Source organism: Lysobacter sp. CC-YZS074, from assembly GCF_056739745.1.
On the sequence record NZ_CP200301.1, the window covers coordinates 141,925 to 160,345 of the forward strand.

At 72.1% G+C, this 18,421-nt stretch carries 15 protein-coding genes; 10 read left to right on the forward strand and 5 right to left on the reverse strand.

Annotated elements, in window-relative coordinates; translation table 11 throughout:
* Positions 1-66 precede the first annotated feature (66 nt).
* Positions 67-510, forward strand: a complete 444-nt coding sequence (locus U8331_RS00560) for a hotdog fold thioesterase (RefSeq protein ID WP_481131694.1) — start codon at positions 67-69, stop codon at positions 508-510.
* Positions 511-697: 187 nt separating this feature from the next.
* On the opposite strand, the gene U8331_RS00565 is transcribed toward U8331_RS00560, so the two are convergent.
* Both U8331_RS00565 and U8331_RS00570 read right to left on the reverse strand, forming a co-directional pair.
* Complete coding sequence (locus U8331_RS00565) at positions 698-1,717, reverse strand: YheT family hydrolase (RefSeq protein ID WP_481132858.1); 1,020 nt, start codon at positions 1,715-1,717, stop codon at positions 698-700.
* A 41-nt stretch (positions 1,718-1,758) separates the two neighbouring features.
* Positions 1,759-2,562, reverse strand: a complete 804-nt coding sequence (locus tag U8331_RS00570; RefSeq protein WP_481131695.1) for a lysophospholipid acyltransferase family protein — start codon at positions 2,560-2,562, stop codon at positions 1,759-1,761.
* An 83-nt stretch (positions 2,563-2,645) separates the two neighbouring features.
* Between U8331_RS00570 and U8331_RS00575 the strand changes: the two genes are divergently transcribed.
* Together U8331_RS00575 and U8331_RS00580 are read left to right on the forward strand one after the other, a co-directional pair.
* Complete coding sequence (locus U8331_RS00575; protein ID WP_481131696.1) at positions 2,646-4,718, forward strand: tetratricopeptide repeat protein; 2,073 nt, start codon at positions 2,646-2,648, stop codon at positions 4,716-4,718.
* 298 nt (positions 4,719-5,016) lie between these two features.
* The gene (locus U8331_RS00580; RefSeq protein WP_481131697.1) at positions 5,017-5,652 is read left to right on the forward strand and encodes a YbhB/YbcL family Raf kinase inhibitor-like protein; all 636 of its coding nucleotides are present in this window, start codon (positions 5,017-5,019) and stop codon (positions 5,650-5,652) included.
* A 382-nt stretch (positions 5,653-6,034) separates the two neighbouring features.
* Here U8331_RS00580 and U8331_RS00585 read toward each other — a convergent pair whose 3' ends face one another.
* Positions 6,035-6,832, reverse strand: coding sequence for an undecaprenyl-diphosphate phosphatase (locus U8331_RS00585; protein WP_481131698.1), 798 nt, complete (start codon positions 6,830-6,832; stop codon positions 6,035-6,037).
* A gap of 260 nt (positions 6,833-7,092) precedes the next feature.
* Here U8331_RS00585 and glnA point away from each other — a divergent pair, with 260 nt between their 5' ends.
* The 4 genes from glnA to U8331_RS00605 all read left to right on the forward strand — a co-directional run bounded on the left by glnA (position 7,093) and on the right by U8331_RS00605 (position 11,995).
* On the forward strand, positions 7,093-8,502 hold the full coding sequence (gene glnA / locus U8331_RS00590) for a type I glutamate--ammonia ligase (protein ID WP_481131699.1): 1,410 nt from the start codon (positions 7,093-7,095) through the stop codon (positions 8,500-8,502).
* Between the two features lie 179 nt (positions 8,503-8,681).
* Entirely contained in the window at positions 8,682-10,007 is a 1,326-nt protein-coding gene (locus U8331_RS00595; RefSeq protein WP_481131700.1) for an inositol-3-phosphate synthase, read from the forward strand.
* Positions 10,008-10,083: 76 nt separating this feature from the next.
* Positions 10,084-10,968, forward strand: a complete 885-nt coding sequence (locus tag U8331_RS00600; protein WP_481131701.1) for a glycoside hydrolase 5 family protein — start codon at positions 10,084-10,086, stop codon at positions 10,966-10,968.
* Between the two features lie 4 nt (positions 10,969-10,972).
* Positions 10,973-11,995 carry a glycosyltransferase family protein gene (locus U8331_RS00605; RefSeq protein ID WP_481131702.1) on the forward strand — a complete coding sequence of 341 codons (1,023 nt, stop codon included), beginning with the start codon at positions 10,973-10,975 and terminating at the stop codon, positions 11,993-11,995.
* A 272-nt stretch (positions 11,996-12,267) separates the two neighbouring features.
* On the opposite strand, the gene U8331_RS00610 is transcribed toward U8331_RS00605, so the two are convergent.
* Both U8331_RS00610 and U8331_RS00615 read right to left on the reverse strand, forming a co-directional pair.
* Positions 12,268-13,704: a Coenzyme F420 hydrogenase/dehydrogenase, beta subunit C-terminal domain gene (locus tag U8331_RS00610; RefSeq protein ID WP_481131703.1), complete on the reverse strand. Its 1,437-nt coding sequence runs from the start codon at positions 13,702-13,704 to the stop codon at positions 12,268-12,270.
* Positions 13,701-14,789 (reverse strand): polysaccharide pyruvyl transferase family protein, encoded by a 1,089-nt coding sequence (locus U8331_RS00615; protein ID WP_481131704.1) that lies wholly within the window; start codon positions 14,787-14,789, stop codon positions 13,701-13,703. Before U8331_RS00615 ends, U8331_RS00610 begins: the two co-directional genes overlap by 4 nt.
* An 80-nt stretch (positions 14,790-14,869) precedes the next feature.
* Here U8331_RS00615 and U8331_RS00620 point away from each other — a divergent pair, with 80 nt between their 5' ends.
* From U8331_RS00620 to ntrC, 3 genes are all read left to right on the forward strand, one after another.
* Entirely contained in the window at positions 14,870-15,475 is a 606-nt protein-coding gene (locus U8331_RS00620; protein ID WP_481131705.1) for a histidine phosphatase family protein, read from the forward strand.
* Positions 15,476-15,840: 365 nt separating this feature from the next.
* A complete protein-coding gene (locus U8331_RS00625; RefSeq protein WP_481131706.1) occupies positions 15,841-16,917 on the forward strand; it encodes a two-component system sensor histidine kinase NtrB in 1,077 nt (358 codons plus the stop codon).
* Positions 16,914-18,344: a nitrogen regulation protein NR(I) gene (gene ntrC, locus U8331_RS00630; protein WP_481131707.1), complete on the forward strand. Its 1,431-nt coding sequence runs from the start codon at positions 16,914-16,916 to the stop codon at positions 18,342-18,344. The genes U8331_RS00625 and ntrC overlap by 4 nt, the downstream gene beginning before the upstream one ends.
* Positions 18,345-18,421: the final 77 nt, after the last annotated feature.

Below are 18,421 nucleotides of genomic sequence, written 5' to 3' on the forward strand. Positions count from 1 at the left end.
TGTCAGCCGTCCGGCCCCGGGGTTTTCTGCTGGCCGGTGGCCGCGGCGCTCGGCTATCGTGGCCCGATGAGCCAGAACGACCGCCCTGTTTCGCCTTTCCGCCGCACCGCCAGCGTGCAGCGCCTCAACGAGCTGTCCCGCGGCACCGCGATGGAGCCGCTCGGCATCGTGTTCACCGAGGTCGGCGCCGATTACCTGCGCGGCACCATGCCGGTCGACGAGCGCACCCGCCAGCCCTACGGCCTGCTGCACGGCGGCGCGTCGGTGCTGCTGGCCGAAACCCTGGGCAGCAGCGCCGGCAACCTGTGCGTGCCCGAAGGCAAGGTCTGCGTCGGGCTCGAGATCAACGCCAACCACGTGCGCGCGGCGCGTTCCGGCACCGTCACCGGCACCGCCCGGCCGGTGCATGTCGGCGGCCGCACCCAGGTCTGGGAAATCCGGATCGAGGACGATGCCGGCCACCTCGTCTGCATCTCGCGGCTGACGCTGGCGGTGATCAGCGCGGGTTGAGCCTGCCGGCCGCCGCACCGGCGGGGACGGTGGTTGCGACGGCAGCTCGGGTTTCACGCCGCCGGCACCGGCAGGAGCGGAGCGACCGCACATCGACGCGCGCCGCAGGGCTCTTGTAGGAGCGGCTTCAGCCGCGATCGGATGCCGGCGCGGGCTCGCCACGTTCGGATCGCGGCTGAAGCCGCTCCTACAAGGACCCGAAACCCGCGCCGGGCACCAGCCCCGATACCGCGTCGGCCAGCCGCTGCGCGATCCAGCGCTCGGCGAAGCCGTCCAGCCGCGCATTCTCGATGAACCCGCAGTGGCCGCCGCGCGGCGACACTTCCAGCCGGGTCGACGCCGGCAGCTGCAACGCGCGGAAGTCGTCGAACGGGATCACCGGGTCGTCGGCCGCCATCAGGATGCTGGTCGGCACCTGCAGGCCGGCGAGCCGGTCACCGGCGATCGAATAGCCGTCGAAATAGCGCTCGAGCGTGCCGAACTCGGTCTGCCGCTCGACCAGCCAGCGCGTGAGCGGCCGCAGGCGCAGGCCGAGCACGGCGTCGTCGAAATCATGCCGCTGCGGGAACAGCTCGCGCTTGCGCACCAGCGAGCTGCGCCACTTGCGCTCGAAATGCCACTGGTACACCGGCAGCCCGCGTTCCATCGCGTCCATCGTGCGGCCCGGGTCGATCACCGGGCAGACCGCGGCGACGTGGGCCAGCGGCAAGCCGGCCGCCGGCGCGCGCAGCGCCAGGCGCAGGGCGAAGTTGCCGCCGAGCGAGTAGCCGGCCACCACCAGCGGCCGCCGGGCGAAGCGCCGGGCGACGTCCACCGCGGCGTGCACCACTTCGTCGATCCGGCACGAGTGGAAGATCTCCTCGTTGAGGTGGTGGGTATCGCCGTGGTCGCGGAAGTTGAGCCGGAACACCTCGAACCCGCGGGCCAGCAGCTGCGCCGCGGTCAGCCGCATGTAGCTGGAATCGACGCTGCCCTCCCAGCCGTGCAGCAGCAGCGCCAATCCACGCGGTTCGATCCCTGGCGGCACACTGTGCAGGCCGAGCAGGCGCACGCCGTCGCCGCCGTCGACCAGGTGCTCGGTGGTGGTGGCGCCGCTGGCCAGCAGATCGCGCTCGCCGCGGCGCTGGCGCAGCCCGCTGGAGCCGAGCGCGGTCTGCAGATGGGCGCCGCGCAGCCAGCGGGGCGGGCGGAAACCGGCGGCGGTCAACGACGGGGCGGGCACGCCGGCGGCAGGAGCCGGGCCGCCGCTCAAGCGGCCATGGCCTCGATGATGCGGGTGCGGGCGAGTTCGGCGATGCGCCGGCGCCCTTCCAGCTCGTCCGGCGCGATGGGGGCGAGGAAATGCACCTCGGCCACGCGCGCCGGCTCGCCAAGCAGGCGCAGGAAATTGCCGAGGAAGCTCTCCCCCTTCGCGAACGCGACGAGGCGCTGGGCCGATCCGCCCTCGCCGTACAGCAGCGCGACCGGCTGCACCGGCACGCCGGCCTCGACCGCCGCCATGAAGATCCGCGCGTGGAACGGCCCGATCTCGCCGCCGCCGCGCGCCCCGCCTTCGGGAAACACCCCGACCGCCTGGCCGTTGCGCAGGCGCGCGAGCATCTCGTGCAGCACCCCGCCGAGCGACTCGGTGCTGCCGCGGGCGTGGAAGATGGTCTGCGCCCGGGTCGCCATCCAGCCCACCAGCGGCCAGCTGCGGATCTCGCGCTTGGCGACGAAGCCCATCATCCGCTGGCTGTGCAGCGCGGTGATGTCGACCCAGCTGACGTGGTTGGCGACGAACATCGCCGCCCCTGGCAACGGCGTGCCGACCCGCCGCATGCGGAAGCCGAACACCCGCATCAGCCCGGTCGACCAGGCCCGGATCAGCCGGTGTTCGAGGGTGCTGCCGCCGACCCGCAGGTCCTTGGTGAGCGGGGTGATCAGCAACAGCACCAGCGGCAGGTCCACCACCACGTGCCACAGCAGCATCGGCACCCGCACGAGGTAGCGGAGGGCGCGCGCCAGCGGCGTCGAACGGGCCGCGGCGCCGGTGGAGGAGAGCGGCGCATTCATTCCCGCGATGATACCCAACGCCCGGGCGCGCCAGTGGCCGCCCGCCTACAATGGCCGATCGTCCCGAACCGCAAGAGTCCTGCATGTACGAACCGATCATCGACGCCCTGCGCCGCGGCGCCGCCGACGAGGCGCTGGCCGCCGCGCGCGCCGCCGTGGCCGAGCAGCCGCAGGACCCGGCACCGCACCACCTGCTGGCCGCCGCGCTGCGCCTGTCCGGCCAGAACGAGGCGGCGATCGAGGCGATCGACCACGCGGTCGCGCTCGCCCCCGACGACGCCGGCCTGCACCTGGCCCGCGCCGGCATGCTGCTGGGCACCCGCCAGCTCGACGAGGCGCAGGCCGCGCTGGCCCGGAGCATCGGTCTCGATCCCAACCAGTTCCCGGCGTACATCCTGCAGGCCCAGCTCGCGCTTGGACGCGGCGAAATCGACGAGGCCGAGCGGCTGACCCGCACCGCCGCCCGCATCGCGCCGGAACACCCGCAGATCGCCGCGCTGGAAGGCAACCTCGCGCTCCGCCGCGGCGATGCCGATCGCGCACTGGCCATCCTCAGCCGCGCCTCGGAGCGTTATCCGGAGGAACACAGCCTGCGCCACGCCCTCGGTTTCGCCTATCTCGCCAAGGGCCACCTCGCCTTTGCCGAGCAGGCGTTCCGCCGCCTGCGCGAAGGCCAGCCCGACTCCATCCCGCTGCGCGCGCTGGTCGCCGACCTGCTGCGCCGTCAGGGGCGCGCGGGTGAGGCGGCCGATGAGCTCGCGCCGTTGCTGGAGGGCGAGCGCGCCACCCCGGCATTGCGCCGGCTGGTCGGCGAGATGGAACTGGAAGCCGGCCGCAACGAGCGTGCCCGCGACCTGCTGCTCGCGGCGCTCGAGGCGCAGCCGACCGACCGTCGCGCGATCCTCGCCTTGGGCGAGGCGTGGCGCCGCCTCGATGCCGGCGACGAGGCCCGCACCGCGCTCGACCGGCTGCTGGAGACGCACCCGCAGCAGCCCGACCTGTGGCGCGCCCGGTTGCTGTTCGAGGAGTTCGCCGGCGAAGGCGCGCGCGGGGTGATCACGCGCTGGCAGGCGGCGATGCCCGGGTTCGTGCCGGCGCTGGAGGCGCAGGCCGCCGTCCACGACCGCGCCGGCGAGTCCGACCAGGCCGAGGCGGTCGCCCGCCGCATCACCGAGCTCCAGCCGGGCCACGCCCAGGCCGAGCTGCGCATCGTCGACGCCCTGCTCAAGCGCGACCCGGACGCCGCCGTCGCCCAGGTCGAGCGCCTGCTCGCCAATGCCGGCAACGACGCCGCGCGGCGCCACCTGCGCCAGCTGCTCGGCCGCACCCTCGACGCCGCGGGCCAGCCCGATGCGGCCGCCGCGACCTGGGCCGAGATCCACGCCGAAGTGGTCGACCAGCGCCTGCCGCTGCCGCAACCCGGCACCGCACCGGCGGAGTGGCCGGCGCTGGCCACTCTGGAAACGCCGGCACCGGCGGTGCTGCTGCTGTGGGGTGCGCCCGGCTCGCTGGTGGAGCGGCTTGCCGCCACCCTCGACGCCAACGGCGCCCCGCTGCGGGCCGACCGCTTCGGCCCCAACCCGCCGCACGACCTGTTCCAGCGCTACCTGACCATCGACGCGCTTGGCAGCGGCGAAGCCGATCCGGCCGCGCTGGTGGCCGAATGGCGGGCCGCGCTGCCGGGCCGCGGCATCAAGGATGGCCAGGTGTTCGACTGGCTGTTGTGGTGGGACAACGCGGCGCTGCTCGCGCTGCGCCCGCACCTGCCGGAAGCGTTGCTGCTGGTCGCCGTGCGCGACCCGCGCGACATGCTGCTGGACTGGCTCGCGTTCGGCGCGCCGGCGCCGTTCGCGCTGGCCTCGCCGGAGGCCGGTGCGCAGTGGCTGGCGCAGGTGCTCGGGCAAGTCGCCGACCTGCACGAGGACAACCTGTTCCCGCACCGCCTCGTGCGCATGGATGGCATCGGCGAGGACCCCGGCGCGATCGCCCAGTCACTCGCCAACGCGATGGGCGTGCGCCTGCGCGCCGCCCCGCGCGCGCGGCTGGGCGCCGGCCGCTTCCCCGCCGGCCACTGGCGCACCTTCGCCGAGCCCCTGCGCGAGGCGTTCGAAGTGCTGGAGCCGGTCGCCCGCCGGCTGGGGTATTCGGACAGCTGATAACCCGGCGCCCGCTGGGATGCCGGGCGGGCGCGGGAGCGTTTTCTGGACCGCGCGCGTCCTGACGTGCCGAGATGACTCGCGGGCTCGTGCGTACGTGCCGAGCCCTTGTAGGAGCGGCTTCAGCCGCGATCGTGGAACCGGCGTGGGCGGGCCATCATCCGATCGCGGCTGAAGCCGCTCCTACATCCGGCGGAAGCCTCGGACGACAGGGATCCGGACCCGCGCATTCCGCGCAGATCCGCACCGCCACGGCGGTCTGGCAGACTCATCGGCCCGGTCCCGACGGAGTCCCGACATGCGCATCCACAGCGACAGCTTCGACCATCGCGGCGCGATCCCGGCCGAGTTCGCCCTCGGCGTGCGCGACGCCGACGCGGTCGGCTTCGGCCGCAACCGCAACCCGCACCTGGCCTGGGACGACGTGCCCGCCGGTACCCGCTCGTTCGCCCTGCTGTGCATCGACGCCGATGCCCCGACCGTCGCCGAGACGGTCAACAAGGACGGCGTCGAGATCCCGGTCGACCAGCCGCGCGCGGACTTCTGCCACTGGGCGATGGTCGACATCCCCGCCGACGTGCGCGCGATCCCGGCCGGCAGCGCCAGCGACAGCGTCACCGAACACGGCAAGCACGACCCGTCCGGCCCCGCCGGGGCGCGGCAGGGCCTCAACGACTACACCGGCTGGTTCGCCGGCGACGACGCGCTGGCCGGCGACTGGCACGGCTACGACGGTCCGTTCCCGCCGCCCAACGACCTGCGCCCCCACCGCTACTTCTTCCGCCTGTTCGCCCTCGACGTCGAGCACCTCGACGTGCCCGACCGCTTCGCCGCCGCCGACGTCCAGCGCGCGATGCACGGCCACGTGCTCGCCGAGGCGCTGGTGCAGGGGCATTACAGCCTGCATCCCACGCAGCCCACACCGGCGGTTTAGGACGCCATCGCAGCACTGCGCTCTCCGGGATGTTTGGAGGAGCGACGTAAGTCGCGACCCGCCGACAGTCGGTGACGCGTTGAACGTGCACCACTGCGCGTCCAACCCGTTCGCGACTCACGTCGCTCCTACCGATCGCTGGATGCCTCCGCCGGCCCGCGAATGTACGGGCTTGTGCAGGAGCGGCTTCAGCCGCGATCGTGGAACCGGCGTGGGCGGACGATCATCCGATCGCGGCTGAAGCCGCTCCTACAGAAGCCCGGTGGCGAACGGACGTCCGGCCGGACCCGTTCCTTCCGACCCTTCCACTGCCGGCGCGGACACCCGCTTTCCGATAAGCCGCTTCGCGCCGCCGGACACCCGTGAAGATCCGCCGCGGCTCCTACATCCCCGCCGGCAACCACAGCAGCAACGCCACGCCGAGCACGATGCGGTACACCGCGAACGGCGTGTAGCTGTGCTGCCGGATGTAGCCCAGCAGCCAGCGCACGGCGACGAAGCCCGTCGCGGTGGCGGCGGCGAACGCCAGCGCCAGCTCGCCCCAGGCCACCGGCGCGGCGTTGCCGTCGAGGAAGTGCTCCAGCAGCGCGTAGGCGCTGGCCGCGAACATGGTCGGGATGCCGACCAGGAACACGAACTCGGTCGCCGCCGAGCGCTGCCCGGTGCCGGCCAGCAGCGCGATGAAGATCGCCGCGGCCGAGCGCGAGGTGCCCGGGAACACGCCGGCCACGACCTGCGCCAGCCCGACCAGCACCGCCACCGTCCAGGTGATGTGGGCCGACTCGGGACGGCGCGCGGCCAGCCGCTCGGCCACCACCATCCACACGCCGCCGAGGATCAGCGCCCACGCGATCGGCGTGACCGTCTCCGGCAGCTCCCAGCCCATCAACCGCACCGGCAGCCCGACCGCGGCGGTCACGCCGAACGCGACCGCCAGCTTCATCGCGTAGTCGCGGTTGCCACGCTCGCCCAGGCCGGTCGCCAGCGTCCACAGCCGGCGCCGGAACACCAGCGTGGTCGCGAGGATCGCACCGGCCTGGATCACGATGTTGAACAGGTCCGGCCGTTGCTCGCCAATGAAGTGCTGGGCGATCAGCAGGTGGCCTGTGCTGGACACCGGCAGGAACTCGGTGAGGCCTTCGAGGATGCCGAGCAGCAGCGCGGCGAGCAGGTCGGACATGGAAGCAGGGCCGGACGGGGCGGTGACGTCGCGAGAATAGCGCGGGCGCGGCCGCACCATAACGGGGCAAGTCGCGGAACGAAGCACCGCATCGGTGCAGCGGCGGTCGTACAAGCCACCGCGAGTCTAGCCGGATCAATCACTTGCAGCTGCCCCGCTGTTGGCACGAACGATGCTTCAACCACCCTGTTGTCCGTCGCCGAACGCCGCGACGGCCGCATCCCTGCAGCCCACCTGTCCGCCAGCCTCCGGAGCCCCTCATGTCGATCGACACCATCGAAAAACTTATCAAGGACCACCGGGTCGAATTCGTCGACCTGCGCTTTGCCGACATGCGCGGCGTGCAGCACCACGTGACCTACCCCGTATCGATCGTCGACGACGCGCTGTTCGAGGACGGCAAGATGTTCGACGGTTCGTCGATCGGCGGCTGGAAGGGCATCCACGACTCCGACATGGTGCTGCTGCCCGACCCCGGTACCGCGTTCCTCGACCCGTTCACCGCCGACCCGACGCTGGTGCTGACCTGCGACATCCTCGACCCGGCGACGATGCAGGCCTACTCGCGCGACCCCCGCGGCATCGCCAAGCGCGCCGAAGCGTTCCTGAAGTCCAGCGGCATCGCCGACCAGGCGTTCTTCGGCCCGGAGCCGGAGTTCTTCATCTTCGACTCGGTGCGCTACGCCAACGAGATGGGCCACACCTTCTTCCACGTCGATTCGGAAGAAGCCGCGTGGAATTCCGGCCGCGAGTACGAGGGCGGCAACACCGGCTACCGGCCGGGCGTGAAGGGCGGCTACTTCCCGGTCGCGCCGCTGGACTCGCTGCACGACATCCGCGCCGAGATGTGCAAGACCCTGACCCAGGTCGGGATCGAGGTCGAGGTGCACCACCACGAGGTCGCCAACGCCGGCCAGTGCGAGATCGGCACCAAATTCAACTCGCTCACCAGGAAGGCAGACGAGCTGCTGACGATGAAGTACATCGTCAAGAACGTCGCCCACCGCAACGGCAAGACCGCGACGTTCATGCCCAAGCCGCTGGTCGGCGACAACGGCAGCGGCATGCACGTGCACCAGTCGCTCGCCAAGGGCGGCACCAACCTGTTCTCCGGCGACGGCTACGGCGGCCTCAGCCAGATGGCGCTCTGGTACATCGGCGGCATCTTCAAGCACGCCCGCGCGATCAACGCCTTCACCAACTCCACCACCAACAGCTACAAGCGGCTGGTGCCGGGCTTCGAGGCGCCGGTGATGCTGGCGTACTCGGCGAGCAACCGTTCGGCCTCGTGCAGGATCCCGTACGTCGCCAACCCGAAGGCGCGCCGGATCGAGATGCGCTTCCCCGACCCGATGAACTCGGGCTACCTGATCTTCGCCGCGCTGATGATGGCCGGCCTCGACGGCATCCGTAACCAGATCGACCCGGGTGCGCCGAGCGACAAGGACCTGTACGACCTGCCGCCGGAAGAGGAAAAGAACATCCCGACCGTCTGCCACAGCCTCGACCAGGCGCTGGAGGCGCTCGACAGGGACCGCGACTTCCTCAAGGCCGGCGGCGTGTTCACCGACGACTTCATCGATGCCTACATCGGGCTGAAGATGAAGGAAGTCACCGCGTTCCGCGCCGCGACGCATCCGCTCGAGTACCAGATGTACTACGCGATCTGATCGCGATCCGCGCGGTTCCGACTGCAGCGCCCGACGGCCCGGTTATCCGGGCCGTCGTCGTTCTGCGCAACCACTCGCGTGCTCGCCCACCGTAGGCGCGCAGCCGCTGGCCACTGTTGTCTTCACCTTCACAAAACCTGCCAGCCCCAATCCTGACGCTACAAAGCTGGGAGGCGCGCATGCAGACCATCATCGAACCGGCGCACGGCAAGCTCGGCATCCTGATGCCCGGGCTCGGCGCGGTGGCCACCACCTTCATCGCCGGCGTGGAGGCGATCCGCAGGAACCTCGCCGAACCGGTCGGCTCGCTCACCCAGATGGGCAACATCCGGCTCGGCAAACGCACCGAGAACCGCGTGCCGCGGATCAAGGACTTCGTCCCACTGGCCGAACTCGACGATCTGGTGTTCGGCGGCTGGGACGTCTACAGCGACAACGTGTTCGAAGCGGCGAGCAACGCCAAAGTGCTGGAGCCGGCGCTGCTGCAGTCGGTACGCGCCGGACTCGAGGCAATCCGGCCGATGCCCGCGGTGTTCGACCCCGCGGTGGTGCCGTACCTGGACGGCACCCACGTCAAGCCCGCCGCCGGCAAGGCGGAACTGGCCCGCGCGTTGATGGACGACATCGAAAGCTTCCGCAAGGCCAACGACTGCGCGCGGCTGGTGATGGTGTGGTGCGCCTCGACCGAGAAGTACATCGAGCCCTCGGCGGTGCACGCCAGTCTGGAGGCGTTCGAGCAGGGCCTGCGCGACGACGACCCGGCGATCCCGCCGTCGATGATCTACGCCTACGCCGCGCTCAGGCTCGGCGTGCCGTTCGTCAACGGCGCGCCCAACCTGACCTGCGACGTGCCGGCACTGATCGAGCTGGCGGCGCAGACCGACACCCCCATCGGCGGCAAGGACTTCAAGACCGGCCAGACCCTGATGAAGACCATCCTCGCGCCCGGCCTGCAGGCGCGTGCGCTCGGCATCCGCGGCTGGTTCTCGTCGAACATCCTCGGCAACCGCGACGGTTTCGTGCTCGACCACCCCGACAACTTCAAGACCAAGGAAGTCTCCAAACTCAGCGTGCTCGAGGACATCCTGCGGCCGGACCTCAATCCCGACCTGTACGGCGACATCTACCACAAGGTCCGGATCAACTATTACCCGCCGCACGGCGACAACAAGGAAAGCTGGGACAACATCGACATCTTCGGCTGGCTCGGCATGCCGATGCAGATCAAGATCAACTTCCTCTGCCGCGATTCCATCCTCGCCGCGCCGGTGGTGCTCGACCTCGCGCTGTTCACCGATCTCGCCAAGCGCGCCGGCATGTCGGGCATCCAGGAATGGCTGTCGTTCTACTTCAAGTCGCCGCAGACCGCGCCCGGCCTGCGTCCCGAGCACGACATCTTCAAGCAGCTGATCAAGCTGCAGAACACCCTGCGCCACCTGATGGGCGAGGACCTGATCACCCACCTCGGGCTGGACTACTACGAGGAACTGGTGGAGACCTCATGAGGCCACGCATGTCGTCCGCATCCTCATTCCGCCGTTCCGATGACGTCGCTCCCTCCGCCCAGGACCATCCCACCACATGATCGAAGCCGTCACTTTCTGGAACGAGGCCAACAACAAATCGCACTGGGACCCGGAGATCGATCCGGAGTGGCGGCTGTACGCGGAAATGGTTCGCACGGCCGCGCAGGCGGTGAAAGCCGAGAACCCACGGGTGACACGCGTGCTCGGCGGCATGTCGCCGATCGACCCGGCCTTCGTGCAGCGCATGCAGGCCTTCGGTGCGCTCGACGACATCGACGCGGTCGGCGTGCACGGGTTCCCGTGCGACTGGAACCCGTGGCCGCTGAACGCCTGGCCCGACAAGATCGCCGGGATCGAAGCGGTCACGCCGCTGCCGGTGTGGGTGCCGGAGGTGGGCGTATCCAGCTTCGGCGCCGAGGAGGTGCAGGACTTCGGCCTGCAACGCACCGCCGAACTGCTGCTCGGCCGGGTGCCACGCATCCACTGGTACAGCCTGTACGACCTGCCGCAGGCGTGGGAGGCGACCACCCGGCACAAGGAGGCGGAGGGCTCGTCGTACTACCGGCATTTCCACATGGGCCTGCTGCGCGAGGACGGCACGCCCAAGCTGGCCGCGCGCCGCTTCCACGAATACACGCCCGAGATGGGCATCTGCCAGTGGTTCCATTTCGAGGACCACCGGCTCGACGACGCGGTGGCCTGGCTGCGCCGGCTGGGCGTACGTCGCCTGCGCACCGGCCTGAGCTGGGCCGACTGGCTGCGGCCCGACGCCGAACGCTGGTTCGACCGGATGGTGGCGGCGCTGGACGGCTTCGAACTGACCGCGACGTTCTGCTTCACCCCCGAGTCCGAAGGCATCGCCCCGCACCACACCAGCGCGCCCAAGGATCCGCAGCGCTTCGCCGATTTCTGCGCGACGATGATGCGGCGCTACGCCTGAGCGCATGCGCCGGTCGATGGCGAACGGCGGCGACGACCTGGCCCGCCCGCGACCGCGGCGGGGTGCCACCGGCGCCACGGCCGCGGCGGAAACCGGGCCGCCACCCGCGCCGCTGGCCGATCAGTGGACCGCGCACATGCGGCGCGGCGAATGGGAACAGGCGTGGACGATTGGCGACGCCGGACTGCCCGCCCGCGCCGCCACCGACGGCCGCCACCTGCCGCGGCACCTGCAACACATCTGGACCGGCGCGCCGCTGACCGGCAGACGGGTGCTGGTGCGCTGCTACCACGGCCTCGGCGACACCCTCCAGTTCATCCGCTACATGCCGATGCTGCGCGCGATCGCGTCGGAGGTGATCGTCTGGGCACAGCCCAAGCTGTTGCCGCTGCTCGCCGGCGTCGACGGGATCGACATCCTGCTGCCGTTGCACGATGGCGTACCCGGCGTGGACTTCGATGTCGACGTCGAGGTGATGGAGCTCGCGCACGTGTTCCGCAGCACGCCGGCGACGGTGCCGCGCGGCATTCCCTACCTCCGCGCGGACCCGATCACCCTGCCGGGGGACGTGCGCCGCCCGGCGGTCGGACTGGTCTGGCAGGGCGGCGACTGGGAGCCGGCGCGCTCGATGTCGTTCGACACCATCGCGCCGCTGATCGATGCCGCGGCGGGCACGGTGTTCATCGTCCAGCCTGGCGCCCGCGTCGCGGGCTGGGACGGCCGTCGTGGCCGGCACCTCGGCGAGTTCGACCTCGCCGCGTATGCGGGCGTGCTGCAGGCACTCGACCTGCTGGTCACCATCGACTCGATGCCCGCGCACCTCGGCGGCGCGCTCGGCGTGCCGACCTGGACCCTGCTGCACCACGATCCGGACTGGCGCTGGATGGATGGGCGCGACGACAGCCCGTGGTATCCCGGCATGCGCCTGTTCCGGCAGCGCGCGCCGGGAGACTGGGATGGCGTCGTCGCCGACGTCGCCGCGGCGTTGCGGCGTTTCGCCCTCACGGGTGCGCGGCCGCTCCGATGAGCGGCCGCGCCGGTAGTGACCGGCGTCAGGGCCGCTCCGCATGCGCGTGGCGAGCGCGAGTCCCTGTTTCCCACTCGCTTCCGCCCTACGCCTTTGTAGCAGCGGCTTCAGCCGCGATCGTGACCTTGGCGCGGGCGAACGATTCGACGATCGCGGCTGAAGCCGCTCCTACACAGGCCCGGGCACGCGAGGGACAGGCGTGGGCGATGGCGGGTCCGGCCAACGCTTGCGGCCTGCCGCGCGGGTCCGGTGCCCGGCGTCTGCCGTCACTCCTACAGGCGCAGCCACCGCGCCAGCGTGCCCAGTCGGCCACGGTGGTACGCCAGCGCGTGGTACACCGCCGCCGCGCCGCGCGCCCAGCCGGTGTACAGCCACGGCATCCGGATGACGCGGGCCAGGCGGAACACGCGGTGGCTCCACGCCGAGATCGCCCGCCGCATCGCGTAGATCAGCCGGCGCCCGCGCGCCGGGGACCGGGCATCGGGCGCGACCCGCTTGCGTGGCAGCGGCGGCCGGCGGTGCCATCGCGCCAGCCGCCACGCCAGTCCCTCGCGCCGCTGCCGCAACCCGGCGGCCTGGGTCTGTTCGACGAACGCGTCATCGACCGCCCCCAGCGCCAGCCGTCCGGCGGCGACCGCATCGTCCAGCAGCCGCGCGACCACCGGTGATCGCACCACCACCACGTTCGCGCCCTGCCAGTCCGATGCGTACGGCTCGACCCAGGCATCGCCGAACGACACGTCGGCGGTTTCCGCCACCACGTCGTCGCAGGCGTTGCACGCCGGCGCCATGAAGAAGCCCGCGCCCCAGTCGCCATCCGCCAGGTGCCACCAGTCCTGCGTGACCGTGCCGCCGTCGTCGAGCCGCATGCGCGCGCTGTACCAGTTCGCCGGCCGGTCCCGCACCTTGTGGCGGAAATCGAAGCCGCGCACCCGGGCCGGATCGACCCCGCTCTGCAGCGCGATGCTGTCGACGAAGCGCGCGCTCTTCATGTGGCCGCAGAACAGGCCCAGCGTGTAGCGGATGCGCTCGCGGTAGAGCGGATCGGCGCGGCGCAGCAGTTGCACCGCCTTGATGAAGCAGGGAATGCCGACCACGGCGTAGCGACCGGGTTGCGCGCGGATGGCGGCGAGCACCTCCGACAGCTCGACCGGGTAGTAGCGCGATTGCGCGCCGTCGCGCACCTCGGCTTCGGTGCGCGAGACGCGGTAGCGGAACCGGCGTCCCTCATGCGGCGGATCGTCGCAGGCGACCACGTGCGCGACCGCGTCGACCTCGCCGCGCCGCAGCAGTTCGGTCGCCACCCAGCTGACCAGCCCGCCTGAGCTGCCGCGGTGCCGGAAATCCTGTTCGGCGACGTGGCCGACCCACGCCGCGCGGTAACGCCCGACCGACGCCGCACGGCGCGGCGCGTCCGGGAACAGCCCGGCGGCGAGGTCATCCTCGTCAGCCGCAAGCGGCGAGAACGGGCAGGTGGCGGCGAACCGCTCCGGGCCGGTGCGCAGCCACTCCGGCGCGGCCTGCGGACGCAGCAGGCCGTGTGCGTCCAGGCCCATGTTCACGTCACGCGTGCCGGCCTGCGCGGCGCAGCTGCCGCAACCGATGCACAGCCCGGCGCGCACGATCGAGCCCGGCACGATCGGCTTCCCGTCGACCGCCGCCGGGGCGATCGGACCGGTACCGGGCGTCGCGTGCACCGTCGCCCTCATGCCATCGCCGGTTCCATGCACGCGCGGTCGAGATAGCGCGCCGAACGCCGCCGCATCGCCGCGATGCGCTCGCCGATCGCCGGATCGAGCGGCGCGCCCAGCAGTGCATCGAGGTCACCCGACGCGTCGCCCTCGGCGAGCAGGTGCGGTTCGCCGCCGACGATCGCCATCAGCGCGCGCACCTTGTTGCTGCGATACGGCGACTCCTCGCAGGCGAACGGTTTGCGGTGGCGCAGCGCGAACACGCAGCCATGGAAGAAGTTGGTGACCACCGCCGCGGCGCCGGCCATGAAGCCGGCGAACTGGTGCGGACCGGCTTCGAGCCACTGGTGGTCGGCCCAGTCGTTGCGGTAGCCGATGCTGACCAGCGGCAGGCCGCGCCGGCGCGCCCAGCGCTGCAGGCGGTCGACCAGGGCCGGCGAGAAGCCGTGGCCGTACACGGCGACGTGGCCGTGCCCGCCCCAGGTGCGTCCGTCGTCGTCGGCTGCGCCGTCGAGGTCGGGCGGGAACTGCAGGCACGGGTCGAGCACCAGCTCGGGGCGCCGCCCGGTGGCGTTCTCGACGATCGCCTGCGAGGCGTGGTCGCGCACCGAAATCGCATCGAACCGGCCCAGCCGCTCCGCCCATTGCGGCTCCAGCCCCCACCACGGGTCGTAGTTGCCGAAGCTCGCCGCGTAGGACACCAGCCGCGGCGTGCGCAGGCCGTCGCCGAAGAACAGCGGCTGCTGCGCGTACCACGGGTGCACGAGATTCCAGACCTCGTCGCTGCCGACCACCACCCGGTCGAACGCCGGCGCCCGGGACGGGTCGTCGAGCGGAAAGGGCGGCGTGGTCGGCAGCGCCTCGAAGGCTTCGAAGAACCGCCGCACCTTCCCGCGGTAGCGCGGCCGGTCTTCGGCGGGCGTGGGCAGCGGCAGGGTCGGCCGGAACGCGCAACGCCATTCGGCGATGTCGACCCGGCGCGAGGCGTGGTCGAGGATCGCGACTTCGTGGCCGCACGCGCGCAGGCCGTCGGCGAGGCAGCGCGCCTGCCAGTAGCTGCCGTAGTTGATGCAGCGATGGAAAGTCAGTATTCCGATCCGCACGCGCGCCCTCCGGTGGGGGTTCTCACCGCGCGGTCACCCGGCGGCCCGACAATGGCCGGCGCCGCCCGTGGACGATGCCGATGACCCGTCTGTTCCTGATCCGCCACGCCGCCAACGACGTGTCCGGCCATGCGTTTGCCGGGCGCATGCCGGGCGTGCGCCTCAACGGGACCGGCCGGCGGCAGGCGCAGGCGCTGGCCGAACGGTTCGCCGGGGCGGAGGTGGCGGCGGTCTGCAGCAGCCCGCTGGAGCGGGCGGTGGAAACCGCGGAACCGATTGCGACGGTACTGGGGCGGGCGGTCAGCACCCGTGAAGAGTTCCTCGAGATGGAGTTCGGCGGGTGGACCGGGCAGCGCTTCGAGGCGCTCGAGGGCGACGCCGGGTTCCACCGCTTCAACACGCTGCGCAGCTGTTCGGGGGCGCCGCACGGGGAGCTGATGCTGCAGGTGCAGGCGCGGATGGTGCAGGGGCTGGAGGCGGTGCGGACGCGGCACGCGGACCAGGCGGTGGTGGTGGTCGGCCACGGCGATCCGATCCGCGCGGCGCTGGCGCACTACCTGGGGATGCCGCTGGACCTGATGCTGCGGCTGGTGGTGGACGTGGCTTCGGTGAGCATCGTCGAAGTGGACGAGACGTCGGTGCGGGTGCTGGCGATCAACGACACCGGCCGCACGTCGTTGGCCTGACCGCTTCGACCGTCTGCCCCGGCCGACATGTAGGAGCGACGTGAGTCGCGACCCACTGGAAACGGGTTTCGCGGCGCTCGACGGGAATCTTCCACCGGGCGATTCTCCGCTCCTGGTGGGTCGTGTGATCACCGCAGGCTCCGCGCCGGGAGGGCTGCGCCGTCCGGCACGAATCCCAAGATCCAGCAAGGCCACGTCGCGGGTCGCTGCCGCAGGGATCGCTTGATCGTGGGCGGCGTTGATCGTCGGTCACGGTTGTCGGTGGCTTCGCGGCTGAAGCCGCTCCTACAAAAGCAGCGCGTCGGTGATGGCACGGGAACGCCGGGGTGCCACGGTACGCCGCGGCGCTGCACTAAGATGGTGCGATGCCCGCCGACGCGCCCGAGTTCGACGCCCTGACCACGCCGCTGGCGTGGACCGGTGCCGACGGCAGCATCGCCGGCTGCAACCAGGCCTTCGCGCGCTGGCTCGGCGTCGGCGCCCGCCGCGTGGTCGGCCGCCCCCTGCCCGCGCTCGACGCCGAACAGCCCGAGCGCCTGGCCGACGCCCTCGCCCGCATCCACCCCGACGGCGCCCCGCTGCGCCTGCGCCGCATGCACCTGTGCCACCCCGAGGCCGACGAACGCTTCGCCGACCTCTGGCTCAGCGCCCACGGCGACGGCGTCCTCGTCGAGGCCCACCCGGTCGACGAATTCCCCGGCGACGACCCCGCCCTGCTGCTGCCGTCGGCGCTGTCGGCCGCGCTCAAGGGCCTCGCCCACGAGCTACGCAATCCGCTGGCTGGGCTCAAGGGCGCCGCCCAGCTGCTCGGCCGCCGCGTCGGCGACGACGCCTCACGCGAGCTGGTCGGCCTGATCGACAGCGAGGTCGGCCGCCTTGCCGCCCTGCTCGACCAGCTGCTGAGCCCGGCGCCGCCGCGACCGCACGCCGAGCTCAACATCCACGCCGTGCTCGAGCGCGTGCTCCGGCTGGCTGAGAGCGACGCCGGCTGGGCGGTGCGCCTGCTGCGTGACTACGACCCGAGCCTGCCCGAGTTCGCCGGGGACCCCGACCGCCTGACCCAGGCGCTGTGGAACCTGGTCCGCAACGCGATCGAGGCCGGCGCCGGCACCGTCACCCTGCGCACGCGCGCCGGGCACGGCGTGCGCATCGGCGAGGATGCGCACCCGATGGTGCTGCGGCTGGAGATCGTGGACGACGGCCGCGGCGTGCCCGAAGCGCTGGCCGAGCGCGTGTTCCTGCCGCTGGTGTCGGGCCGCGCCGAAGGCAGCGGGCTGGGGCTGGCGCTGGCGCAGCAGGTCGCGCGCGAGCACCGCGGCTCGCTGGCCTACCGCTCGCGGCCGGGCCACACCGTGTTCACCCTGCTGCTGCCGATGACCCTGCCGGACGCGGTGGTCGACAGCGGCGACGACGCACCCGCGCCGAAGGAGGACAACGGATGAGCGCACGCATCTGGGTGGTCGACGACGACCGCGCGGTCCGCTTCGTGCTGGCCACCGCGCTGCGCGAGGCGGGCTACGCGGTGACCGAGTTCGAGGGCGCGGCCAGCGCGCTCGCCGCCATCGAACACCCGTCGCCGGAACTGCCGACGCCCGGGCTGCTGTTCACCGACGTGCGCATGCCCGGCGACGACGGCCTGGTGCTGCTCGACAAGCTGCGCACCCGCGTGCCCGATCTGCCGGTGGTGGTGATGAGCGCCTACACCGATGTCGCCAGCACCGCCGGTGCGTTCCGCGGCGGTGCCCGCGAGTTCCTGTCCAAACCGTTCGACCTCGACGAGGCGGTGGCGCTGGCCGGGCGCACGCTGGCCGCGCGCGAAGACGAAGCCGCGCCGCCGCCCGCGCCGGCCGCCGGCGAACCGCTGCTGGTCGGCGACTCACCGCCGATGCGCGAGCTGTACCGCGCGATCGGCCGGCTCGCGCAGGCGCCGCTGTCGGTGCTGGTCACCGGCGAGACCGGCACCGGCAAGGAGCTGGTCGCACGCGCGCTGCACCGCGAGTCGCCGCGCGCGGCGCGGCCGTTCGTCGCGCTCAACACCGCCGCGATCCCGGCCGAGCTGCTGGAGAGCGAGCTGTTCGGCCACGAGGCCGGCGCCTTCACCGGCGCGACCCGCCGCCACATCGGCCGGTTCGAGCAGGCCGACGGCGGCACCCTGTTCCTCGACGAGATCGGCGACATGCCGGCGGCGCTGCAGACCCGGCTGCTGCGGGTGCTGGCCGAGGGCGAGTTCTTCCGCGTCGGCGGCCGGGAGCTGGTGCGGGTCGACGTGCGGGTGATCGCCGCGACCCACCAGGACCTGGAGTCGCGTGTGGCCGACGGCCGCTTCCGCGCCGACCTGCTGCACCGGCTCGACGTGGTGCGGCTGCGATTGCCGCCGCTGCGGGAACGGATCGACGACGTGCCGCTGCTGGCCGCGCGCTTCCTCGCCGTCGCCGCGCGCCGCTTCGATGCCGCGCCGAAGCGGCTGGCGCCGGCCGCGACCCGGCGTCTGCTGGCGCACGACTGGCCCGGCAACGTGCGCGAGCTGGAGAACGTCTGCTGGCGGCTGGCCGCGCTGGCGCCGGCCGACACCGTCACCGCGGCCGATGTCGAGGCGGCGCTCGGGCCGGGGCGCGGTGGCGCGATAACCGCTGGTGGGCCCGCCACCAACACCGGTGTCGGCGACTGGGGCGACGCGTTGGCCGACTGGGCGCGGCAGGCGCTCGACGCCGATGCGCCCGCGATCCACGCCCGCGCGCTGGCCCGCTTCGACGAAGTGCTGCTGCAGGCCGCGCTCGACCACACCGGCGGCCGCCGCGCCGAGGCCGCCGCCCGGCTCGGAGTCGGCCGCAACACCCTGACCCGCAAGCTCAAGCCACGCCGGCCGTGAGGTGCGGCGACCGGATTCACCATCGCTGAACCCGCGGCGACTTACCGTCCGCGGCGGCACCCGACCACCTGATCAGG